An 18,433-nucleotide genomic window follows, 5' to 3' on the forward strand; every position below is an offset into this window, starting at 1 on the left:
GGGCGGTGTCCCGGCGGGCGGAGAAAGATCTCCGGTTCGTCGGCCCCGCGAGAATGAAATAGACATCTCACGATCCGGACGAGGGACAGAAACCCCCGTCCGGTGAGTGAGACTGGTCCCACCGTAGACGGTATGAGGAAACGAGGTCGGATGATGCGTACGCGTCCGCTGAAGGTGGCGCTGCTGGGCTGTGGGGTTGTCGGCTCAGAGGTGGCTCGCATCATGACGACGCACGCCGACGACCTCGCCGCGCGCATCGGGGCCCCGGTCGAGCTGACCGGCGTCGCGGTGCGGCGGCCCTCCAAGGTCCGTGAGGGCATCGACCCCGACCTGGTGACCACCGACGCGACCGCCCTGGTCAAGCGTGGGGACATCGACGTCGTCGTGGAGGTCATCGGGGGCATCGAGCCCGCCCGCTCCCTCATCACGACCGCCTTCGAGCACGGCGCCTCCGTCGTGTCCGCCAACAAGGCGCTGCTCGCCCAGGACGGTGCCGCGCTGCACGCCGCCGCCGAGGAGCACGGCAGGGACCTCTACTACGAGGCCGCCGTCGCCGGTGCCATCCCGCTGATCCGGCCGCTGCGCGAGTCCCTGGCCGGCGACAAGATCAACCGCGTGATGGGGATCGTCAACGGGACCACGAACTTCATCCTCGACAAGATGGACTCCACGGGTGCGGGCTACCAGGAGGCGCTCGACGAGGCCACCGCGCTCGGGTACGCGGAAGCCGACCCGACCGCCGACGTCGAGGGCTTCGACGCCGCCGCCAAGGCCGCCATCCTGGCCGGCATCGCCTTCCACACCCGGGTGCGTCTCGACGACGTCTACCGCGAGGGCATGAACGAGGTCACCTCCGCCGACTTCGCCTCGGCCAAGGCCATGGGCTGCACCATCAAACTGCTCGCCATCTGCGAGCGCGCCGCGGACGGCGGCTCGGTGACGGCGCGCGTGCACCCGGCGATGATTCCGCTGAGCCACCCGCTCGCCTCCGTGCGCGGCGCGTACAACGCCGTGTTCGTCGAGTCGGACGCCGCCGGTCAGCTCATGTTCTACGGACCGGGCGCCGGCGGCGCCCCGACCGCATCCGCCGTTCTCGGCGACCTCGTCGCCGTCTGCCGCAACAAGCTCAGCGGCGCGACCGGGCCCGGCGACTCCGCGTACACCCAGCTGCCCGTGAGCTCCATGGGCGAGGTCGTCACGCGCTACCACATCAGCCTCGACGTGGCCGACAAACCGGGTGTTCTCGCCCAGGTGGCCACTGTCTTCGCCGAGCACGGCGTCTCGATCGATACGGTTCGCCAGCAGGGCCGGCAGGACGGAGGCGGCGAGGCCTCTCTCGTCGTAGTCACCCACCGTGCGTCCGACGCGTCCTTGAACGGGACCGTCGAGGCGCTGCGCAGCCTCGACACCGTGCGGGGTGTCGCCAGCATCATGCGGGTTGAAGGAGAGTAACCAGCAATGACCCACCAATGGCGCGGAATCATCGAGGAGTACCGGGACCGGCTTCCGGTGTCCGAGAACACGCCGGTCGTGACGCTGCGTGAGGGCGGTACGCCGCTCGTGCCCGCGCAGGTGCTCTCCGAGCGCACGGGCTGCGACGTCCACCTCAAGGTGGAGGGTGCGAATCCGACCGGGTCCTTCAAGGACCGCGGTATGACCATGGCCATCACGCGGGCGAAGGAGGAGGGCGCCAAGGCCGTCATCTGCGCCTCCACCGGCAACACGTCGGCCTCCGCCGCGGCCTACGCGGTGCGGGCCGGGATGGTCTGCGCCGTCCTCGTGCCGCAGGGCAAGATCGCGCTCGGCAAGATGGGGCAGGCCCTCATCCACGGCGCGAAGATCCTCCAGGTCGACGGGAACTTCGACGACTGCCTCACCCTCGCGCGCTCGCTGTCCGACAACTACCCGGTGGCGCTGGTCAATTCGGTCAATCCGGTGCGTATCGAGGGCCAGAAGACCGCGGCCTTCGAGATCGTGGACATGCTCGGCGACGCGCCCGACATCCACGTCCTGCCGGTGGGCAACGCGGGCAACATCACGGCGTACTGGAAGGGCTACACCGAGTACGCCGCCGACGGCATCGCCACGCGGACCCCGCGCATGTGGGGCTTCCAGGCCTCCGGCTCCGCGCCCATCGTGCGCGGTGAGGTGGTCAAGGACCCCTCGACCATCGCCACCGCGATCCGTATCGGCAACCCGGCCTCGTGGCAGTTCGCGCTGGCCGCGCGGGACGAGTCGGGCGGCTTCATCGACGAGGTGACGGACCGTGAGATCCTGCGCGCCTACCGGCTGTTGGCCGCGCAGGAGGGTGTCTTCGTCGAGCCGGCGTCGGCCGCGTCCGTCGCCGGTCTGCTGAAGGCCGCCGAGCAGGGCAAGGTCGACCCCGGCCAGCGGATCGTCTGCACGGTGACCGGCAACGGGCTCAAGGATCCGGACTGGGCCGTCGCCGGCGCCCCGCAGCCCGTCACCGTCCCGGTGGACGCGGCCACGGCGGCGGAGCGGCTCGGACTGGCGTAAAGCCGCCTGGCGCGAACCCGCCGCCGCCCCGTGGGAGTCCCTGGCGGGAGTCCCCGGGAGTACGCGGGGGCGGGGGCGGAGCCCTGGGCGACGGGTGGAAAGTACCGGAAACGGGCAGAAAGCCTCCGCCGCCACGGGCGGTCCCGAGGCAAATCGACGGGGGGTGCACAGGGGGCTTACGACACGCATCGTGCGCCTCCTGTGCGCCCTATGTCGCCACAGAACCTTCCTTCGATAGGCTGTACCGAACCCGCCCGCCGCATATGCCGCGGTGCCGCGCCGTCCTTGCGGCCTCCGGGTCTTCTCGTAGGCATCGCAACCCGTCGCAGTTCCTCGCAGCAGCCACCGCAGCAGTTCACCGCAGTTCATCGAGAATCTCGCACATCACGCAGCTCAAGGAGAGTCATCGAGCGATGGCCGGTCCAGCGTTCCGCGCCGCCGCCGTCCGGGTGCGCGTCCCCGCCACCAGCGCCAATCTCGGGCCGGGCTTCGACGCCTTCGGCCTGTCACTGGGGCTGTACGACGACGTGGTCGTCCGGGTGGCCGACTCCGGGCTGCACATCGACATCGCGGGTGAGGGCAGCGAGACGCTGCCACGCGACGAGAGTCATCTCCTCGTACGTTCCCTGCGCACCGCCTTCGATCTGCTGGGCGGACAGCCGCGCGGCCTTGAGATCGTCTGCGCCAACCGCATTCCGCATGGACGGGGTCTCGGTTCCTCCTCGGCCGCCATCTGCGCCGGAATCGTCGCCGCGCGTGCCGTGACCATAGGCGGCGACAGCAGGCTCGACGACTCCGCGCTGCTGGAACTCGCCACCGAGATCGAAGGGCATCCCGACAATGTCGCGGCCTGTCTGCTCGGTGGTTTCACGCTCTCCTGGATGGAGGCCGGAGCCGCGCGGGCGATCCGGATGGAACCCGCCGATTCCATCGTTCCGGTGGTTTTCGTACCGGGAAAGCCGGTACTCACGGAGACCGCGCGCGGCCTGCTGCCACGCACCGTCCCGCACGTCGACGCCGCCACGAACGCGGGCCGCGCCGCACTGCTCGTCGAGGCCCTCACCCGGCGCCCCGAGCTGCTGCTGCCCGCCACCGAGGACCGTCTGCACCAGGACTACCGCGCCCCGGCGATGCCGGAGAGCACCGCACTGGTGGAGCGGCTGCGGGCCGACGGCATTCCCGCGGTGATCTCCGGCGCCGGCCCCACGGTCCTCGCGCTCGCCGACGCGGAATCTGCCGACAAGGTCGCCGACCTCGCAGGTCAGGGGTGGGCCGCCAATCGACTGGACCTCGACGCCACGGGGGCGAGTGTGCTGCCGCTCGCGCCGACGGGTGTCCATTAAAAGCGCGCGGTTGCCGGATTTCGAGAGGGGGAATGTTTGTTGGATCCGGTAGTGTTAACCTCAAGTCTGCACCCGACCCCACCATGGCGAGGTGCATCGTGTCCCCGTCCGGGACAACCTTTCTTCCGGGAGCCTCCCAAACTGCTTTGTGCCATGCATTGGGTGCTATGCGCTGAGCAGTGCTGAGCACGCTCCGGAACCGGCGTGACCGTGCCGATGACACCGCAATTCAGTGCCTCGGCTCCGGAATCGTCATCACCAGATATGTCTTCCGCCGCTTAGGCGGACCACCGCCCCGGCGCGGTCCACACCACAAGGACCAAAGCCGGACAGCACAACCGGTCGCCGAGCCAGACAGGCCGACGTCCGCTCCAGGGAAGGACCCTTCGTGAGCGACACCACCGATCTGATGGGCGCGCGTGTCGAGGAGACCGCTGCCGCGCCCGCCACGGACGCCTCTGCCGCGCCTGCTTCCGGTGCCGGCTCCCGGCGGCGCCGCGGTACCGGCCTCGACGGCATGGTGCTGGCCGAGCTTCAGCAGGTCGCGTCCGGCCTCGGTATCAGGGGCACCGCGCGGATGCGCAAGAGCCAGCTGATCGAGGTCATCAAGGAGGCGCAGGCGGGCGGTGCCCCCGCCCAGACCGCCGACACCGCCACCGAGGCCAAGCCGAAGCGCCGGGCCACCTCCAAGGCCCGTACCGGCGACGAGGCCGCTCCGGCCGAGAAGGCCGCCGAGAAGGCCGTGGCCCAGCAGCAGATCGAGATCCCCGGCCAGCCCGCCGGAGGCCCCTCCCGCGCGAGCGAGGCCGAGCAGGACGACGCCCCCGCCGTGGAGCGCCGCCGCCGTCGCGCCGTCGCCGAGGCGGGCAGCCCCGAGACGGTCGCCGTCGAGGCGAAGAGCGAGCCGAAGGCCGACACGGCCGGCGAGGCCAAGGGCGACGCCGGTGACGGCGCCGACGGCCGCCAGGGCCGCCGTGACCGGCGTGACCGCGGTGACCGCGGTGACCGCGAGCGTGGCGGGCGTGAGCGCGACCGCCGCGGCGGCAAGGGCGACGAGCAGCAGCAGGGCCAGGCCGGCGGCGGACAGCAGCGCCCGGAGCGCCAGGACCGTCAGGACCGCCAGCAGCAGGGCGGCGGCCGTCAGGACCGCCAGGACCGCCAGCAGCGTGACAACGGCCCGCAGGACGACGACGACTTCGACGGTGGCCGTCGCGGCCGTCGCGGCCGTTACCGCGACCGCCGTGGCCGTCGTGGCCGCGACGAGTTCGCGACCAACGAGCCGCAGCTCGCGGACGACGACGTCCTGATCCCCGTCGCGGGCATCCTGGACATCCTCGACAACTACGCGTTCATCCGCACCTCGGGCTACCTGCCGGGTCCGAACGACGTGTACGTGTCGCTGGCCCAGGTCCGCAAGAACGGCCTGCGCAAGGGTGACCACGTCACCGGCGCGGTCCGTCAGCCCAAGGACGGCGAGCGCCGCGAGAAGTTCAACGCGCTGGTCCGCCTGGACTCGACCAACGGCATGGCCCCCGACTCGGGGCGCGGGCGACCGGAGTTCAACAAGCTGACCCCGCTCTACCCGCAGGACCGGCTCCGCCTCGAGACCGACCCCGGCGTGCTGACGACCCGGATCATCGACCTCGTCGCGCCGATCGGCAAGGGCCAGCGTGGTCTGATCGTGGCCCCGCCGAAGACCGGCAAGACCATGATCATGCAGGCGATCGCCAACGCGATCACCCACAACAACCCCGAGTGCCACCTGATGGTCGTCTTGGTCGACGAGCGTCCGGAAGAGGTCACCGACATGCAGCGGTCGGTCAAGGGCGAGGTCATCTCCTCGACCTTCGACCGCCCGGCCGAGGACCACACCACGGTCGCCGAGCTCGCCATCGAGCGCGCCAAGCGTCTGGTGGAGCTGGGTCACGACGTCGTCGTGCTGCTCGACTCGATCACCCGTCTGGGCCGTGCGTACAACCTCGCCGCCCCGGCCTCCGGCCGCATCCTGTCCGGTGGTGTCGACTCGACCGCGCTCTACCCGCCGAAGCGGTTCTTCGGCGCCGCGCGCAACATCGAGGACGGCGGCTCGCTGACCATCCTGGCCACCGCGCTCGTCGACACCGGCTCGCGCATGGACGAGGTCATCTTCGAGGAGTTCAAGGGCACCGGCAACGCCGAGCTCAAGCTCGACCGGAAGCTCGCCGACAAGCGCATCTTCCCGGCGGTGGACGTCGACGCGTCCGGTACCCGTAAGGAAGAGATCCTGCTCGGCAGCGACGAGCTCGCGATCACCTGGAAGCTGCGCCGCGTGCTGCACGCGCTCGACCAGCAGCAGGCGATCGAGCTGCTGCTCGACAAGATGAAGCAGACGAAGTCGAACGCGGAGTTCCTTCTGCAGATCCAGAAGACGACGCCGTCGCCGGGCAACGGCAACGACTGACCTCCGCACGACCGACCACCGCACGACTGAGGGCCGCCCCCGATCCGGGGGCGGCCCTTCGTGCTGACCGGCACCGGCCGCGGGTGGCCGCGTGCCTCCTGCACAACGCGTCGATCCCGGCGGGGACTTGACCGTCGACGCGGACGTCCTCACCGAGCATGCGAGAGCACGACCACGACCACGAGCACGCGAGCGCGGACACAAGCGCGAGCACAGACACGGGCTACGGCTACGGGCGGACACAGGCACCGACGCGGGCGCGGGCGCGGGTGCGACTCCCGGCCCGTACACCGTCGGCACACCGTGTCCGTACCCGGGCACCGGCATGGACGCCGGCGAGACCTTCGCCACAGGGATCAAGGTCCGTACCGATTTCGAGCGGGACGACATCTTCGGGCGAAAGGCCAGGTGAGCGCGTTTCCGACCGGACGTGTCGAGCGTCCGGAGTGCCCGTCGCGGCCGGCGGTGGACCCGTCGCGTTGTGCAACCCTTTGCCGAGTTTCCCCGTCTGACGGTACGGAGTGACCATGGAGAAGTACGTGTCACGACCGCAGACGGGCCTGGCCCTGACAGACAGGGGTAACCGACAGTACGAGGACTGAGGGAGCACATGCCTGCCGAGAGCACGCCGGGACCCGGGACACCGGGCGAGTCCGGCACGAGCCGCCCGCGCCGCCGTGCGAAGGGCAGCCGCCGCAAGCCGCGGGGAACGCGTCGCAAGGCGTTGCTCATCACGGCCTGGAGCGCGGCCGGCATCGTCGTGCTGGGCGGCACCGGCGTCGGAATCCTGTACTTCAAGCTCAACGACAACCTCAAGACCGTCGACATCAACCAGGCACTCGGTTCGGACCGGCCCACGAAGGCCGACAACGGCTCCGAGAACATCCTGGTGCTGGGGTCCGACACACGCGCCGGCGGCAACGAGAAGCTCGGCGGCGGCGCCGACGACGGCAGCGCCCGCTCGGACACGGCGATGGTCGTGCACATATACAAGGGCCACAAGAAGGCCAGCGTGGTCTCCATACCCCGCGACACCCTCGTCCGGCGCCCCTCCTGCACCGACGCCAAGGGCGTCACCCACGACGCCTCCACCGGCGTGATGTTCAACTCCGCGTACTCCACCGGTGGCGCCACCTGTGCCGTGAAGACCGTCGAGTCGATGTCCGGTATCCGCATGGACCACTACGTCGAGGTCGACTTCAGCGGCTTCCAGAAGCTCATCGACGACCTGGGCGGTGTCTCGGTCACCACGACCAAGGACATCAAGGACCCGGACAGCCACCTGAACCTCGCGGCCGGCCCGCACACCCTCGACGGGCGGCAGGCGCTCGGTCTGGTCCGCACCCGGCACGGCGTCGGCGACGGCTCCGACCTCGGCCGCATCCAGCTCCAGCAGGCGTTCATCAAGGCACTGGTCGACCAGGTCAAGCACCTCGGCGTGCTGACCAGCCCCACGAAGCTCTACCAGCTCGCCGACACCGCCACCAAGACCGTCACCACCGACTCCGACATCGGTTCGGTCAAGGACCTCGCGTCCTTCGCCGACGGCCTCAAGGGCATCGGCTCGTCGCACATGAACATGGTGACGATGCCGGTCCAGTACGACAGCGCGGACGCCAACCGTGTCCTGGTCGACGAGGCCAAGTCCAAGCTGGTCTGGAACGCGCTCAAGGACGACCGGGCGATTCCCGCGGCGGCCACCAAGGGCACCGCCACGGGCTCCGCGAAGGGCGTCGTGAACGCCTCCTGAGCCCCGTACACGGGCCCTGAGCGGTCCGTACACACGCCCGGGAATAGATAATCCATCCCCCCGGTTTTGGGGGATGCGCCCAGTCCTGGCAGACTGGTACGTCGGCTCCGGTTCACGCTCCCGCATCCCGCGGCGGCGACCCGGCGCCCTCCCGAAACTAGGAGACACCTTGAAGCGCGAGATCCACCCCGAGTACGTCGAGACGCAGGTCAGCTGCACCTGTGGCGCGTCGTTCATCACCCGCAGCACGATCGAGTCCGGCACCATTCGTGCCGAGGTCTGCTCCGAGTGCCACCCGTTCTACACGGGCAAGCAGAAGATCCTCGACACCGGTGGCCGCGTGGCCCGCTTCGAGGCCCGCTTCGGCAAGGCTGCCGCTGCCAAGAAGTAGCGAGCCCACAGCGCCGGTCTCCGGCGTCCCCGGCACGGGGGCGCCGGGACCGGCGCTTTGCGGTGCAGCCCCTTCCCCCGGGCTTCCGACCTCGTTCGGGCCGGGGGACCCCCACGCCGTACCTACGTCCCCGAGCCCGTCACGGAGCGGGGGACAGTCCATTGGAGCCGGAGATGTTCGAGGCGGTCGAGGAACTCATCGGTGAACACGCCGATCTGGAGAAGAAGCTCGCTGACCCGTCGGTCCACACCGACCAGGCCAACGCGCGCAAGCTGAACAAGCGCTACGCCGAGCTGACCCCGATCGTCGCGACGTACCGCTCCTGGAAGCAGACCGGGGACGACATCGGGACCGCGAAGGAGTTCGCGGCCGACGACCCCGACTTCGCCGCCGAGGTCAAGGAACTGGAGAAGCAGCGCGAGGAGCTCACCGAGAAGCTCCGGCTGCTGCTGGTCCCGCGCGACCCCAGCGACGACAAGGACGTCATCCTGGAGATCAAGGCGGGCGCCGGCGGCGACGAGTCCGCCCTCTTCGCCGGCGACCTGCTGCGCATGTACCTGCGCTACGCCGAGCGGGTCGGCTGGAAGACCGAGATCATCGACTCCACCGAGTCCGAGCTCGGCGGCTACAAGGACGTCCAGGTCGCGGTGAAGACCAAGGGCGGCCAGGGCGCCACCGAACCGGGACAGGGAGTCTGGGCGCGCCTGAAGTACGAGGGCGGCGTGCACCGCGTGCAGCGCGTGCCGTCCACCGAGTCGCAGGGCCGCATCCACACCTCCGCGGCCGGCGTGCTCGTCACACCGGAGGCCGAGGAGGTCGACGTCGAGATCCACGCGAACGATCTGCGCATCGACGTCTACCGCTCCTCCGGACCCGGCGGCCAGTCCGTGAACACCACCGACTCCGCGGTGCGCATCACGCACATTCCCACCGGAGTCGTCGCCTCCTGCCAGAACGAGAAGAGCCAGCTGCAGAACAAGGAGCAGGCGATGCGTATCCTGCGCTCCAGGCTCCTCGCGGCGGCGCAGGAGGAAGCGGAACGGGAGGCCGCGGACGCCCGCCGCAGCCAGGTCCGTACCGTCGACCGCTCCGAGAAGATCCGTACGTACAACTTCCCGGAGAACCGCATCTCGGACCACCGCGTCGGATTCAAGGCGTACAACTTGGACCAGGTCCTCGACGGCGACCTCGACGCGATGATCCAGGCCTGCGTCGACGCGGACTCGGCGGCCAAACTCGCCGCCGCGTAAGAAGCTCACGACAACAGCTCAGCCCCGGAGGACCAGCGTGCAGCAACATCTTGGGGGGCGACCCCCAAACCCCCGCGGCGTGCTGCTCGCGGAAGTGGCCCAGGCCACCCAGCGGCTGGCCGACGCCGGCGTGCCCTCACCGCGCAACGACGCGGAGGAGCTCGCCGCCTTCGTGCACGGCGTGAAGCGGGGCGAGCTGCACACCGTCAAGGACGCGGACTTCGACGCCCGCTACTGGGAGGTGATCGCGCGCCGGGAGGCCCGCGAGCCGCTCCAGCACATCACCGGGCACGCCTATTTCCGCTACCTGGAGCTCCAGGTAGGCCCCGGCGTCTTCGTGCCCCGCCCGGAGACCGAGTCCGTGGTCGGCTGGGCGATAGACGCCGTCCGCGCGATGGACGTCGTCGAACCGATGATCGTCGACCTCTGCACCGGCTCGGGCGCCATCGCGCTCGCCCTCGCGCAGGAGGTCCCGCGCTCCCGCGTCCACGCCGTGGAGCTGTCCGAGGACGCCCTGCGGTGGACGCGCAAGAACGTCGAGGGGTCCAGGGTCGACCTGCGCCAGGGAGACGCCCTGGAGGCCTTCCGCGACCTCGACGGGCAGGTGGACCTGGTGATCTCCAACCCGCCGTACATCCCCCTCACCGAGTGGGAGTACGTGGCGCCGGAGGCCCGGGACTACGATCCCGAACTCGCCCTGTTCTCCGGCGAGGACGGACTCGACCTCATCCGCGGCATCGAGCGCACCGCGCACCGGCTGCTGCGCCCCGGCGGCGTCGTCGTCATCGAGCACGCCGACACCCAGGGCGGACAGGTGCCGTGGATCTTCACCGAGGAGCGGGGCTGGGCCGACGCGGCCGACCATCCGGACCTCAACAACCGGCCGCGGTTCGCGACCGCCCGCAAGGCGATGCCGTGAGTACGCGCATCCCGTTCCCCAGCCAGCAGTACGTGTACGAGGAGGCCCGCTAAATGGCACGGCGATACGACACCAACGACGCCACCGACCGCACGACCGGTCTGCGTGAGGCCGCGTCCGCCGTCCGCCGTGGCGAACTGGTGGTCCTCCCGACGGACACGGTCTACGGCATCGGTGCCGACGCGTTCACCTCGGAGGCCGTCGCCGATCTGCTCGACGCCAAGGGCCGCGGCCGCAACATGCCCACCCCTGTCCTCATCGGCTCCCCGAACACCCTGCACGGGCTCGTCACGGACTTCTCCGAGATGGCCTGGGAGCTCGTCGACGCGTTCTGGCCGGGCGCCCTGACGCTCGTCGCCAGGCACCAGCCGTCCCTGCAGTGGGACCTGGGGGACACCCGGGGCACGGTGGCCGTGCGCATGCCGCTGCACCCGGTCGCCATCGAACTGCTCACGGAGGTCGGCCCGATGGCCGTCTCCTCCGCGAACCTCACCGGCCACCCGGCGCCGGAGAACTGCGACGCCGCGCAGGACATGCTCGGGGACTCCGTCTCCGTCTACCTGGACGGCGGTCCGACCCCGGGCAACGTGCCCTCCTCCATCGTGGACGTGACCGGCAAGGTGCCCGTGCTGCTGCGCGCCGGGGCGCTGTCGGCGGAGGAGCTGCGGAAGGTCGTACCCGACCTCGAGGTGGCGAATTGACAGCCCCCGTCTCCCCCAGGCTCCCGGGCCCCCTCGACCAGGGGGCACCCCCATGCGTGGCATAGGTACGGGGAGCGCGGGGTCCAATGGTTCCCCCGGGGGGTCCTTCCGCATCCTCCACGTCAGCACCGGCAACGTGTGCCGCTCGCCGATCACCGAGCGGCTGACCCGTCATGCCCTCGCCGACCGGCTCGGCGACCCGCTGTGGGGCGGCCTGATCGTGGAGAGCGCCGGCACCTGGGGCCACGAGGGCGCGCCCATGGAGGCCAACGCCGAGACGGTCCTCGCGGACTTCGGCGCGGACGCCTCGGGCTTCGTCGGCCGCGAGCTCCTCGACGACCACGTCATCAGGGCCGACCTGGTCCTGACGGCCACCCGCGACCACCGCGCCCAGGTCATCTCCATGGGCCACTCGGCGGGTCTGCGCACCTTCACGCTGAAGGAGTTCACGCGTCTCGTACGGGCCATAGACACGGCGACGCTGCCCCCGCTGGAGGACGGCGTGGTCGAACGCGCTCGTGCCCTGGTGCGGGCCGCGGCGGCGCTGCGCGGGTGGCTGCTGGCGCCGACGGCGGAGGCGGACGAGGTGTACGACCCCTACGGTGCGCCGCTGCCCTTCTTCCGGTCCATCGGGGACGAGATCAACGAGGCGCTGGACCCGGTCGTGACGGCGCTGACGGGCGTGCGGGCGAGCGCCTGACACGAGCGGGCGGGCGACCGTCCGACACGGGCGTGGGACGCGGGCGCGTCCGGCACGGGCGGGGCACGCGGGCGCCGGGCCGGCCCGCGCTAGGCCGACGGGGGTACGGGTCCGGGCGAGACCGGGCGGCCTCGGGACCGCGGTTCTACATTGGACGTAGCGCATCCCGCCGCCGAGGACGTGGCGCACCACCTGCCGAGGTCCGGAGACCACCATGCCGGTCACACACACGCTGGAAGCGGATGTCCTGCGTCGACAGGACCCGGAACTCGCCGAGGTCCTGCTCGGGGAGCTGGTGCGGCAGTCGACGTCGTTGCAGCTGATCGCGGCCGAGAACTTCACCTCGCCGGCCGTGCTGGCCGCCCTCGGGTCGCCGCTCGCCAACAAGTACGCCGAGGGATACCCCGGCGCCCGTCACCACGGCGGCTGCGAGATCGTCGACGTCGCCGAACGGATGGCCGTGGAGCGCGCCAGGGCCCTGTTCGGCGCCGATCACGCGAACGTGCAGTCCCACTCCGGATCGTCGGCCGTACTGGCCACGTACGCCGCCCTGCTGCGCCCCGGCGACACCGTGCTCGCCATGGGGCTGCCGTTCGGCGGTCACCTCACGCACGGGTCGCCGGCGAACTTCTCCGGCCGCTGGTTCGACTTCGTCGGCTACGGGGTGGAGCGGGAGTCCGGGCGGATCGACTACGCGCAGGTGCGGGCGCTGGCCCGGACGCACCGCCCCAAGGCCATCGTCTGCGGCTCCATCTCCTATCCCCGGCACATCGACTACGCCCTCTTCCGGGAGATCGCCGACGAGGCGGGCGCCTATCTCATCGCCGACGCCGCCCATCCCATCGGGCTGGTCGCCGGGGGAGCGGCGCCCAGCCCGTTGCCGTACGCCGACGTGGTCTGCGCGACGACCCACAAGGTGCTGCGCGGGCCACGCGGCGGCATGATCCTGTGCGGCGCGGAACTGGCGGAGCGCGTCGACCGCGCCGTCTTCCCGTTCACCCAGGGCGGCGCGCAGATGAACACGATCGCCGCCAAGGCCGTCGCGTTCGGCGAGGCGGCGACGCCCGCGTTCACCGCGTACGCCCATCAGGTGGTGGCCAACGCGCGGGCGCTGGCCGAGCGGCTGGCGGCGGAGGGACTCGCCCTGACCACGGGCGGCACGGACACCCACATGCTGACCGCCGACCCGGCGCCGTTCGGCCTCGACGGGCGGACCGCACGCGGTCGGCTCGCCGCCGCCGGAATGGTCCTCGACACCTGTGCGCTGCCGTACGGGGAGACGCGGGGCCTGCGGCTGGGCACCGCGGCGATGACCACGCAGGGCATGGGCGAGATGGAGATGGCGCAGGTCGCGGCGGTGTTCGCGGCGGTGCTGCGGGGTGGGAAGGACAGCAGGACCGCGCGTGAAGAAGTGCGGGAGCTCACCGGAAGATTTCCGCCCTATCCGGACCTCTGAGGGGTACACGCGCTCGTGTGCACAGTCAGTCGTGCAACCATCGTCGCTACCCGGAAGTCCTCAACCGTATGCGCGCATCGCTAGGGTGTGGGGCTGAGATGGCCAGCGAGACCTGTGGGGAAGCCCGTGCGTGAATATCTGCTGACGCTCTGTGTCACGGCCGCGGTGACGTATCTGCTGACCGGGCCGGTACGGAAGTTCGCGATCGTGGCCGGAGCCATGCCGCAGATCCGGGCACGGGACGTGCACCGGGAACCCACACCGCGGCTCGGCGGCATCGCGATGTTCTTCGGTCTGTGCGCCGGACTGCTGGTCGCCGACCACCTGACGAACCTCAACGCGGTCTTCTCCAACTCCAACGAGCCGCGCGCGCTGCTCTCCGGGGCGGCACTGATCTGGCTGATCGGTGTACTGGACGACAAGTTCGAGATCGACGCCCTGATCAAGCTGGGCGGTCAGATGATCGCCGCGGGTGTGATGGTCATGCAGGGTCTGACGATCCTGTGGCTGCCGATCCCCGGTGTCGGCCTGGTGGCCCTCACCCAGTGGCAGGGCACCCTGCTGACGGTGGCGCTGGTGGTCATCACGATCAACGCCGTGAACTTCGTCGACGGGCTCGACGGGCTCGCCGCCGGCATGGTGTGCATCGCCTCCGCCGCGTTCTTCCTGTACGCCTACCGCATCTGGTACAGCTACGGCATCGAGGCCGCCGCCCCGGCGACGCTGTTCGCGGCGATCCTGATGGGCATGTGCCTGGGCTTCCTGCCGCACAACATGCACCCGGCGCGGATCTTCATGGGGGACTCCGGCTCGATGCTGATCGGGCTGGTGCTGGCCGCCGGCGCGATCAGTATCACGGGGCAGATCGACCCCGACGTGATGAACCTCTTCACCGGCTCCCCGCGCAACACCGTGCACCAGACGGTGCCCGTCTTCATCCCGCTGCTGCTGCCGCTGACGATCATCGCCATCCCGGCCGCCGACCTCGTGCTCGCCATCGTGCGGCGCACCTGGCGCGGACAGTCGCCGTTCGCCGCCGACCGCGGGCATCTGCACCACCGTCTGCTGGAGGTCGGCCACTCGCACAGCCGGGCCGTGCTGATCATGTACTTCTGGTCGGCGCTCATCGCCTTCGGAGCCCTCGCCTACTCGGTGAACTCGGGAGCCATGTGGAGCGTGCTCGGTATCGCCGCGTTCAGCGCGGTCGGGCTGGTGCTGCTCCTGTTGCCGCGCTTCACACCGCGCGCTCCGCGCTGGGCCGAGCACCTCGTGCCGCCGCGCTACCGGCGTCGTCGCGCCGCCACCTCGGCGGTCCCGGTCGACGGGGCCGAGGCGGCGCAGGACGCCGACCACGAAGAGCGAGCGCCGGTCGTCGTCGGAGTCTCAGGAGTCAACGGGGCGACGGCAATTGGCACTCGTCCGCGCGTCCTGGACCGTCGCGGGGCCGAAAGTTCACGCTGATGCAAAGTAAGAATTGTGCAAGAGGCGACAACGGCAAACCGTGCCAATAGCAGACAAGTTGCCCGCTATTTTGCACAGACGCGCAGGTTCACTCTCATGTGTGACAGCGAGCACACCATCTAGGTAAAGACCGCATCAAATAGTTTGTGATACGGTTCACGAGAACCCGGGGTGGAGCCGAAGGACCGTCGTGAGACGGCCCCTTGGCGTGAGGATCCCTCTCCACCCGGGACTACGCTCGTCCATGACGACACCCTGCCCCCCTTAGCAAGCGGAGTTGCCGCCATGCCGTCCAATGACGCCCGGATTCTCCTTCAGGCCGCCGTGCCCACAGCTGCCGTCGGCGCGATCGCCGCCGTGGTCAGCGGTGTGGTCGCGGGTGGCAAGGGAGCGCTCGGGGCGGTCGTCGCGACGCTGGTCGTGATCCTGTTCATGGGCATCGGGCTCTACGTTCTGCAGCGCACAGCCAAATCGCTTCCGCACCTGTTCCAGGCGATGGGCCTCCTGCTCTACACGGCACAGATTCTTCTGCTGTTCATCTTCGTCGCCGCGTTCAAGAACACGACGCTGTTCAACCCCAAAGCCTTCGCGATCACCCTGGTCGCCGCCACGCTCGCGTGGATCGGCGCACAGGCGCGTGCCCACATGAGCGCCAAGATCCTTTATGTCGAGCCCGAGTCCGCGAAGGGCGACAAGCCCGAAAAGACGGGGCACTCGTCGTGAGGGGTAGGGCCGGGATAAGTGCCTGTAGGAGATCCTGCTATCGTCCGGTGCCAACTGCGGCATCGCGGGCGCGGGCATCTGAGCTGACGCCTGCTCAATCGCGAGGCTTGATGCCCCACAGCCGCCCTCCCATCCGTAACACCAGTCCAGTGCCGAACCGCGGCTGCGCGCCGCGCCGACACAACGAGGTTGCCGTACCTATGCGCCACGCTGAAGGAGCCCGCGGTGAGTGCTGACCCGACGCAGGTGCTCGCCTTCGAGACCGACTGCCACATCTTCGACGGCTGTGGCTTCCCGGCTCCCGGCCTGCACTCGTTCCTGTTCAAGCCCCTCTTGGGCGACGGGGACAGCAACTTGTACTTCAACAAGACGATGCTGCTGGCGCTGCTCGGCTCGATCATCATCGTCGGCTTCTTCTGGGCGGCCTTCCGCAAGCCGAAGGTCGTCCCGGGCAAGCTCCAGATGGTCGCCGAGACGGGTTACGACTTCGTCCGGCGCGGCATCGTCTACGAGACCATCGGCAAGAAGGAAGGCGAGAAGTACGTACCGCTCGTCGTCTCGCTCTTCTTCTTCGTCTGGATGATGAACCTCTGGTCGATCGTGCCGGTCGCCCAGTTCCCGGTCACGGCGATCATCTCGTACCCCGTGGTGCTGGCCCTGATCGTCTACGTCCTGTGGGTCTCGCTGACCTTCAAGCGTCATGGCTTCGTCGGCGCCCTCAAGAACTTCACGGGATACGACAAGTCGCTCGGCCCCGTGCTGCCGCTGGCCATGCTCATCGAGTTCTTCTCGAACCTGATCGTCCGGCCCTTCACGCACGCGGTGCGACTCTTCGCGAACATGTTCGCCGGCCACACCCTGCTGCTGCTGTTCACGATCGCCAGCTGGTACCTGCTCAACGGCATCGGGATCGCCTACGCGGGCGTCTCGTTCATCATGGTCATCGTCATGACGGCCTTCGAGCTGTTCATCCAGGCCCTGCAGGCGTATGTGTTCGTGCTGCTGACCTGCTCCTTCATCCAGGGCGCGCTGGCCGAGCACCACTGAGCGCCCGCTTCTCGACCCCGCAGTCGTCCGGTGGCCAACCCCCACCGGTCCGTAAAGAAAAGGAAGAACTGGCATGTCCCAGACCCTTGCCGCTGTCTCCGGCTCGCTCGGCTCGATCGGTTACGGCCTCGCGGCCATCGGCCCCGGCGTCGGCGTCGGCATCATCTTCGGTAACGGCACCCAGGCGCTCGCCCGTCAGCCTGAGGCCGCCGGTCTGATCCGCGCCAACCAGATTCTCGGCTTCGCCTTCTGTGAGGCGCTCGCCCTCATCGGTCTGGTCATGCCGTTCGTCTACGGCGTGTGACGTCGGATCGACGACAGCCCCCTAGACGAAAGGCACTGATATGAGCCAGCTGCTCATTCTGGCGGCCGAGCAGGAGAACCCGCTCGTCCCGCCGATCCCTGAGCTTGTCATCGGCCTGATCGCCTTCGTCATCGTCTTCGGCTTCCTCGCCAAGAAGCTCCTTCCGAACATCAACAAGGTTCTGGACGAGCGCCGCGAGGCCATCGAGGGCGGTATCGAGAAGGCCGAGGCCGCTCAGACCGAGGCCCAGAGCGTGCTGGAGCAGTACAAGGCCCAGCTCGCCGAAGCCCGGCACGAGGCCGCGCGGCTGCGCCAGGAGGCGCAGGAGCAGGGCGCCACGCTCATCGCCGAGATGCGCGCGGAAGGCCAGCGGCAGCGTGAGGAGATCATCGCCGCCGGCCACTCGCAGATCGAGGCCGACCGCAAGTCCGCTGCCCAGGCGCTGCGCCAGGACGTGGGCAAGCTCGCCACCGACCTGGCCGGCAAGCTCGTCGGTGAGTCCCTCGAGGACTACGCCCGGCAGAGCCGCGTCATCGACCGCTTCCTCGACGAGCTCGAGGAGAAGGCCGAGGCGACTCGATGACAGCGCACGGAGCGAGCCGCGAGGCATTCGCTGCAGCCCGTGAGCGTCTCGACGCGCTGACGGACTCGACGTCCGTGGACGCGGCACAGCTCGCCGACGAGCTGGCCGCCGTCACCGCACTGCTCGACCGCGAGGTGTCGCTGCGTCGGGTCCTGACCGACCCGGCGCAGCCCGGTGAGGCCAAGGCCGAGCTGGCCCAGCGCCTGCTGGGCGGCCAGGTCAGCGGTCCGACCGCGGACCTGGTGGCCGGCCTGGTGCGCTCGCGCTGGTCGCGGTCGCGCAACCTGGTGGACACGCTGGAGGAACTGGCGAACATCGCCGACCTCACGGCCGCCCAGCGGGCGAACACGCTCGACGACGTCGAGGACGAGCTGTTCCGGTTCGGCCGGATCGTCTCCTCGAACACCGAGCTGCGTGCCGCGCTGACCGACCGCGCCGCCTCGAAGGCGGCCAAGAGCGAGCTGGTCCACAGCCTGCTCGGCGGCCGTGCCAACGCGACCACCGAGCGTCTGGTGACGCGCCTTGTGACCGCGCCGCGTGGACGTAGCCTGGAGGCGGGACTCGAGTCCCTGTCCAAGCTCGCCGCCGAGCGCCGGGACCGCATGGTCGCCGTCGTCACCTCGGCGGTCCCGCTGAGCGACGGCCAGAAGCAGCGCCTCGGCGCCGCCCTGGCGAAGCTCTACGGCCGCGCGATGCACCTCAACCTCGACGTGGACCCCGAGGTCCTCGGCGGGATCCGGGTGCAGGTCGGTGACGAGGTCATCAACGGCGCCATCGCGGACCGGCTCGACGACGCCGGCCGCCGCATGGCCGGCTAGCAGCAACTCAATACGCGCAACACGTTGTAC

Annotated in this window: 18 protein-coding genes; all 18 read left to right on the plus strand. The window is 69.7% G+C overall.

The annotated features are described in order from the left end of the window. Positions 1 to 153: 153 nt before the first annotated feature. Positions 154 to 1,452, plus strand: coding sequence for a homoserine dehydrogenase (locus OHB41_RS31020; RefSeq protein WP_266706264.1), 1,299 nt, complete (start codon positions 154 to 156; stop codon positions 1,450 to 1,452). Positions 1,453 to 1,458: 6 nt separating this feature from the next. Beyond that, positions 1,459 to 2,517: a threonine synthase gene (thrC, locus tag OHB41_RS31025; RefSeq protein ID WP_266701388.1), complete on the plus strand. Its 1,059-nt coding sequence runs from the start codon at positions 1,459 to 1,461 to the stop codon at positions 2,515 to 2,517. Between the two features lie 413 nt (positions 2,518 to 2,930). Beyond that, complete coding sequence (thrB, locus tag OHB41_RS31030; RefSeq protein ID WP_266701389.1) at positions 2,931 to 3,860, plus strand: homoserine kinase; 930 nt, start codon at positions 2,931 to 2,933, stop codon at positions 3,858 to 3,860. Between the two features lie 388 nt (positions 3,861 to 4,248). Continuing rightward, complete coding sequence (gene rho / locus OHB41_RS31035; protein WP_266701390.1) at positions 4,249 to 6,300, plus strand: transcription termination factor Rho; 2,052 nt, start codon at positions 4,249 to 4,251, stop codon at positions 6,298 to 6,300. Between the two features lie 91 nt (positions 6,301 to 6,391). Beyond that, positions 6,392 to 6,712, plus strand: a complete 321-nt coding sequence (locus tag OHB41_RS31040) for a hypothetical protein (protein WP_266701391.1) — start codon at positions 6,392 to 6,394, stop codon at positions 6,710 to 6,712. Positions 6,713 to 6,910: 198 nt separating this feature from the next. Continuing rightward, positions 6,911 to 8,050: an LCP family protein gene (locus tag OHB41_RS31045; RefSeq protein WP_266701392.1), complete on the plus strand. Its 1,140-nt coding sequence runs from the start codon at positions 6,911 to 6,913 to the stop codon at positions 8,048 to 8,050. A 169-nt stretch (positions 8,051 to 8,219) separates the two neighbouring features. Then, positions 8,220 to 8,441: a 50S ribosomal protein L31 gene (rpmE, locus tag OHB41_RS31050; RefSeq protein ID WP_266701393.1), complete on the plus strand. Its 222-nt coding sequence runs from the start codon at positions 8,220 to 8,222 to the stop codon at positions 8,439 to 8,441. 173 nt (positions 8,442 to 8,614) lie between these two features. After that, positions 8,615 to 9,691, plus strand: a complete 1,077-nt coding sequence (prfA, locus tag OHB41_RS31055) for a peptide chain release factor 1 (protein WP_266701394.1) — start codon at positions 8,615 to 8,617, stop codon at positions 9,689 to 9,691. 79 nt (positions 9,692 to 9,770) lie between these two features. Further along, complete coding sequence (gene prmC / locus OHB41_RS31060; RefSeq protein WP_266701395.1) at positions 9,771 to 10,610, plus strand: peptide chain release factor N(5)-glutamine methyltransferase; 840 nt, start codon at positions 9,771 to 9,773, stop codon at positions 10,608 to 10,610. A 53-nt stretch (positions 10,611 to 10,663) separates the two neighbouring features. Further along, positions 10,664 to 11,311: an L-threonylcarbamoyladenylate synthase gene (locus OHB41_RS31065; protein WP_266701396.1), complete on the plus strand. Its 648-nt coding sequence runs from the start codon at positions 10,664 to 10,666 to the stop codon at positions 11,309 to 11,311. 52 nt (positions 11,312 to 11,363) lie between these two features. Further along, complete coding sequence (locus tag OHB41_RS31070; RefSeq protein WP_266701397.1) at positions 11,364 to 12,011, plus strand: arsenate reductase/protein-tyrosine-phosphatase family protein; 648 nt, start codon at positions 11,364 to 11,366, stop codon at positions 12,009 to 12,011. A gap of 214 nt (positions 12,012 to 12,225) precedes the next feature. Continuing rightward, complete coding sequence (gene glyA, locus OHB41_RS31075; RefSeq protein ID WP_266701398.1) at positions 12,226 to 13,467, plus strand: serine hydroxymethyltransferase; 1,242 nt, start codon at positions 12,226 to 12,228, stop codon at positions 13,465 to 13,467. Positions 13,468 to 13,593: 126 nt separating this feature from the next. Further along, positions 13,594 to 14,928, plus strand: coding sequence for an MraY family glycosyltransferase (locus OHB41_RS31080; RefSeq protein ID WP_266701399.1), 1,335 nt, complete (start codon positions 13,594 to 13,596; stop codon positions 14,926 to 14,928). A 285-nt stretch (positions 14,929 to 15,213) separates the two neighbouring features. Beyond that, a complete protein-coding gene (locus OHB41_RS31085; protein ID WP_266701400.1) occupies positions 15,214 to 15,651 on the plus strand; it encodes a Cg1360 family ATP-synthase-associated protein in 438 nt (145 codons plus the stop codon). A gap of 225 nt (positions 15,652 to 15,876) precedes the next feature. Next, positions 15,877 to 16,698, plus strand: coding sequence for a F0F1 ATP synthase subunit A (atpB, locus tag OHB41_RS31090; RefSeq protein ID WP_168530264.1), 822 nt, complete (start codon positions 15,877 to 15,879; stop codon positions 16,696 to 16,698). 73 nt (positions 16,699 to 16,771) lie between these two features. Continuing rightward, the gene (atpE, locus tag OHB41_RS31095; RefSeq protein ID WP_031039373.1) at positions 16,772 to 17,002 is read left to right on the plus strand and encodes an ATP synthase F0 subunit C; all 231 of its coding nucleotides are present in this window, start codon (positions 16,772 to 16,774) and stop codon (positions 17,000 to 17,002) included. Positions 17,003 to 17,042: 40 nt separating this feature from the next. Then, complete coding sequence (locus OHB41_RS31100; protein ID WP_266701401.1) at positions 17,043 to 17,585, plus strand: F0F1 ATP synthase subunit B; 543 nt, start codon at positions 17,043 to 17,045, stop codon at positions 17,583 to 17,585. Next, a complete protein-coding gene (locus tag OHB41_RS31105; protein ID WP_266701402.1) occupies positions 17,582 to 18,403 on the plus strand; it encodes a F0F1 ATP synthase subunit delta in 822 nt (273 codons plus the stop codon). The genes OHB41_RS31100 and OHB41_RS31105 overlap by 4 nt, the downstream gene beginning before the upstream one ends. The last annotated feature ends 30 nt before the right edge of the window (positions 18,404 to 18,433 follow it).

Source organism: Streptomyces sp. NBC_01571, from assembly GCF_026339875.1.
GTDB lineage: Bacteria > Actinomycetota > Actinomycetes > Streptomycetales > Streptomycetaceae > Streptomyces.

Bases quoted from the DNA above. Each gene is read 5' to 3' on its own strand.
- OHB41_RS31085 (WP_266701400.1), top strand. From the start codon at position 15,214: ATGCCGTCCAATGACGCCCGGATTCTCCTTCAGGCCGCCGTGCCCACA.
- glyA (WP_266701398.1), top strand. From the start codon at position 12,226: ATGCCGGTCACACACACGCTGGAAGCGGATGTCCTGCGTCGACAGGAC.
- OHB41_RS31065 (WP_266701396.1), top strand. From the start codon at position 10,664: ATGGCACGGCGATACGACACCAACGACGCCACCGACCGCACGACCGGT.
- OHB41_RS31070 (WP_266701397.1), top strand. From the start codon at position 11,364: ATGCGTGGCATAGGTACGGGGAGCGCGGGGTCCAATGGTTCCCCCGGG.
- OHB41_RS31020 (WP_266706264.1), top strand. From the start codon at position 154: ATGCGTACGCGTCCGCTGAAGGTGGCGCTGCTGGGCTGTGGGGTTGTC.
- atpE (WP_031039373.1), top strand. From the start codon at position 16,772: ATGTCCCAGACCCTTGCCGCTGTCTCCGGCTCGCTCGGCTCGATCGGT.
- OHB41_RS31045 (WP_266701392.1), top strand. From the start codon at position 6,911: ATGCCTGCCGAGAGCACGCCGGGACCCGGGACACCGGGCGAGTCCGGC.
- OHB41_RS31105 (WP_266701402.1), top strand. From the start codon at position 17,582: ATGACAGCGCACGGAGCGAGCCGCGAGGCATTCGCTGCAGCCCGTGAG.
- thrC (WP_266701388.1), top strand. From the start codon at position 1,459: ATGACCCACCAATGGCGCGGAATCATCGAGGAGTACCGGGACCGGCTT.
- thrB (WP_266701389.1), top strand. From the start codon at position 2,931: ATGGCCGGTCCAGCGTTCCGCGCCGCCGCCGTCCGGGTGCGCGTCCCC.
- prfA (WP_266701394.1), top strand. From the start codon at position 8,615: ATGTTCGAGGCGGTCGAGGAACTCATCGGTGAACACGCCGATCTGGAG.
- OHB41_RS31100 (WP_266701401.1), top strand. From the start codon at position 17,043: ATGAGCCAGCTGCTCATTCTGGCGGCCGAGCAGGAGAACCCGCTCGTC.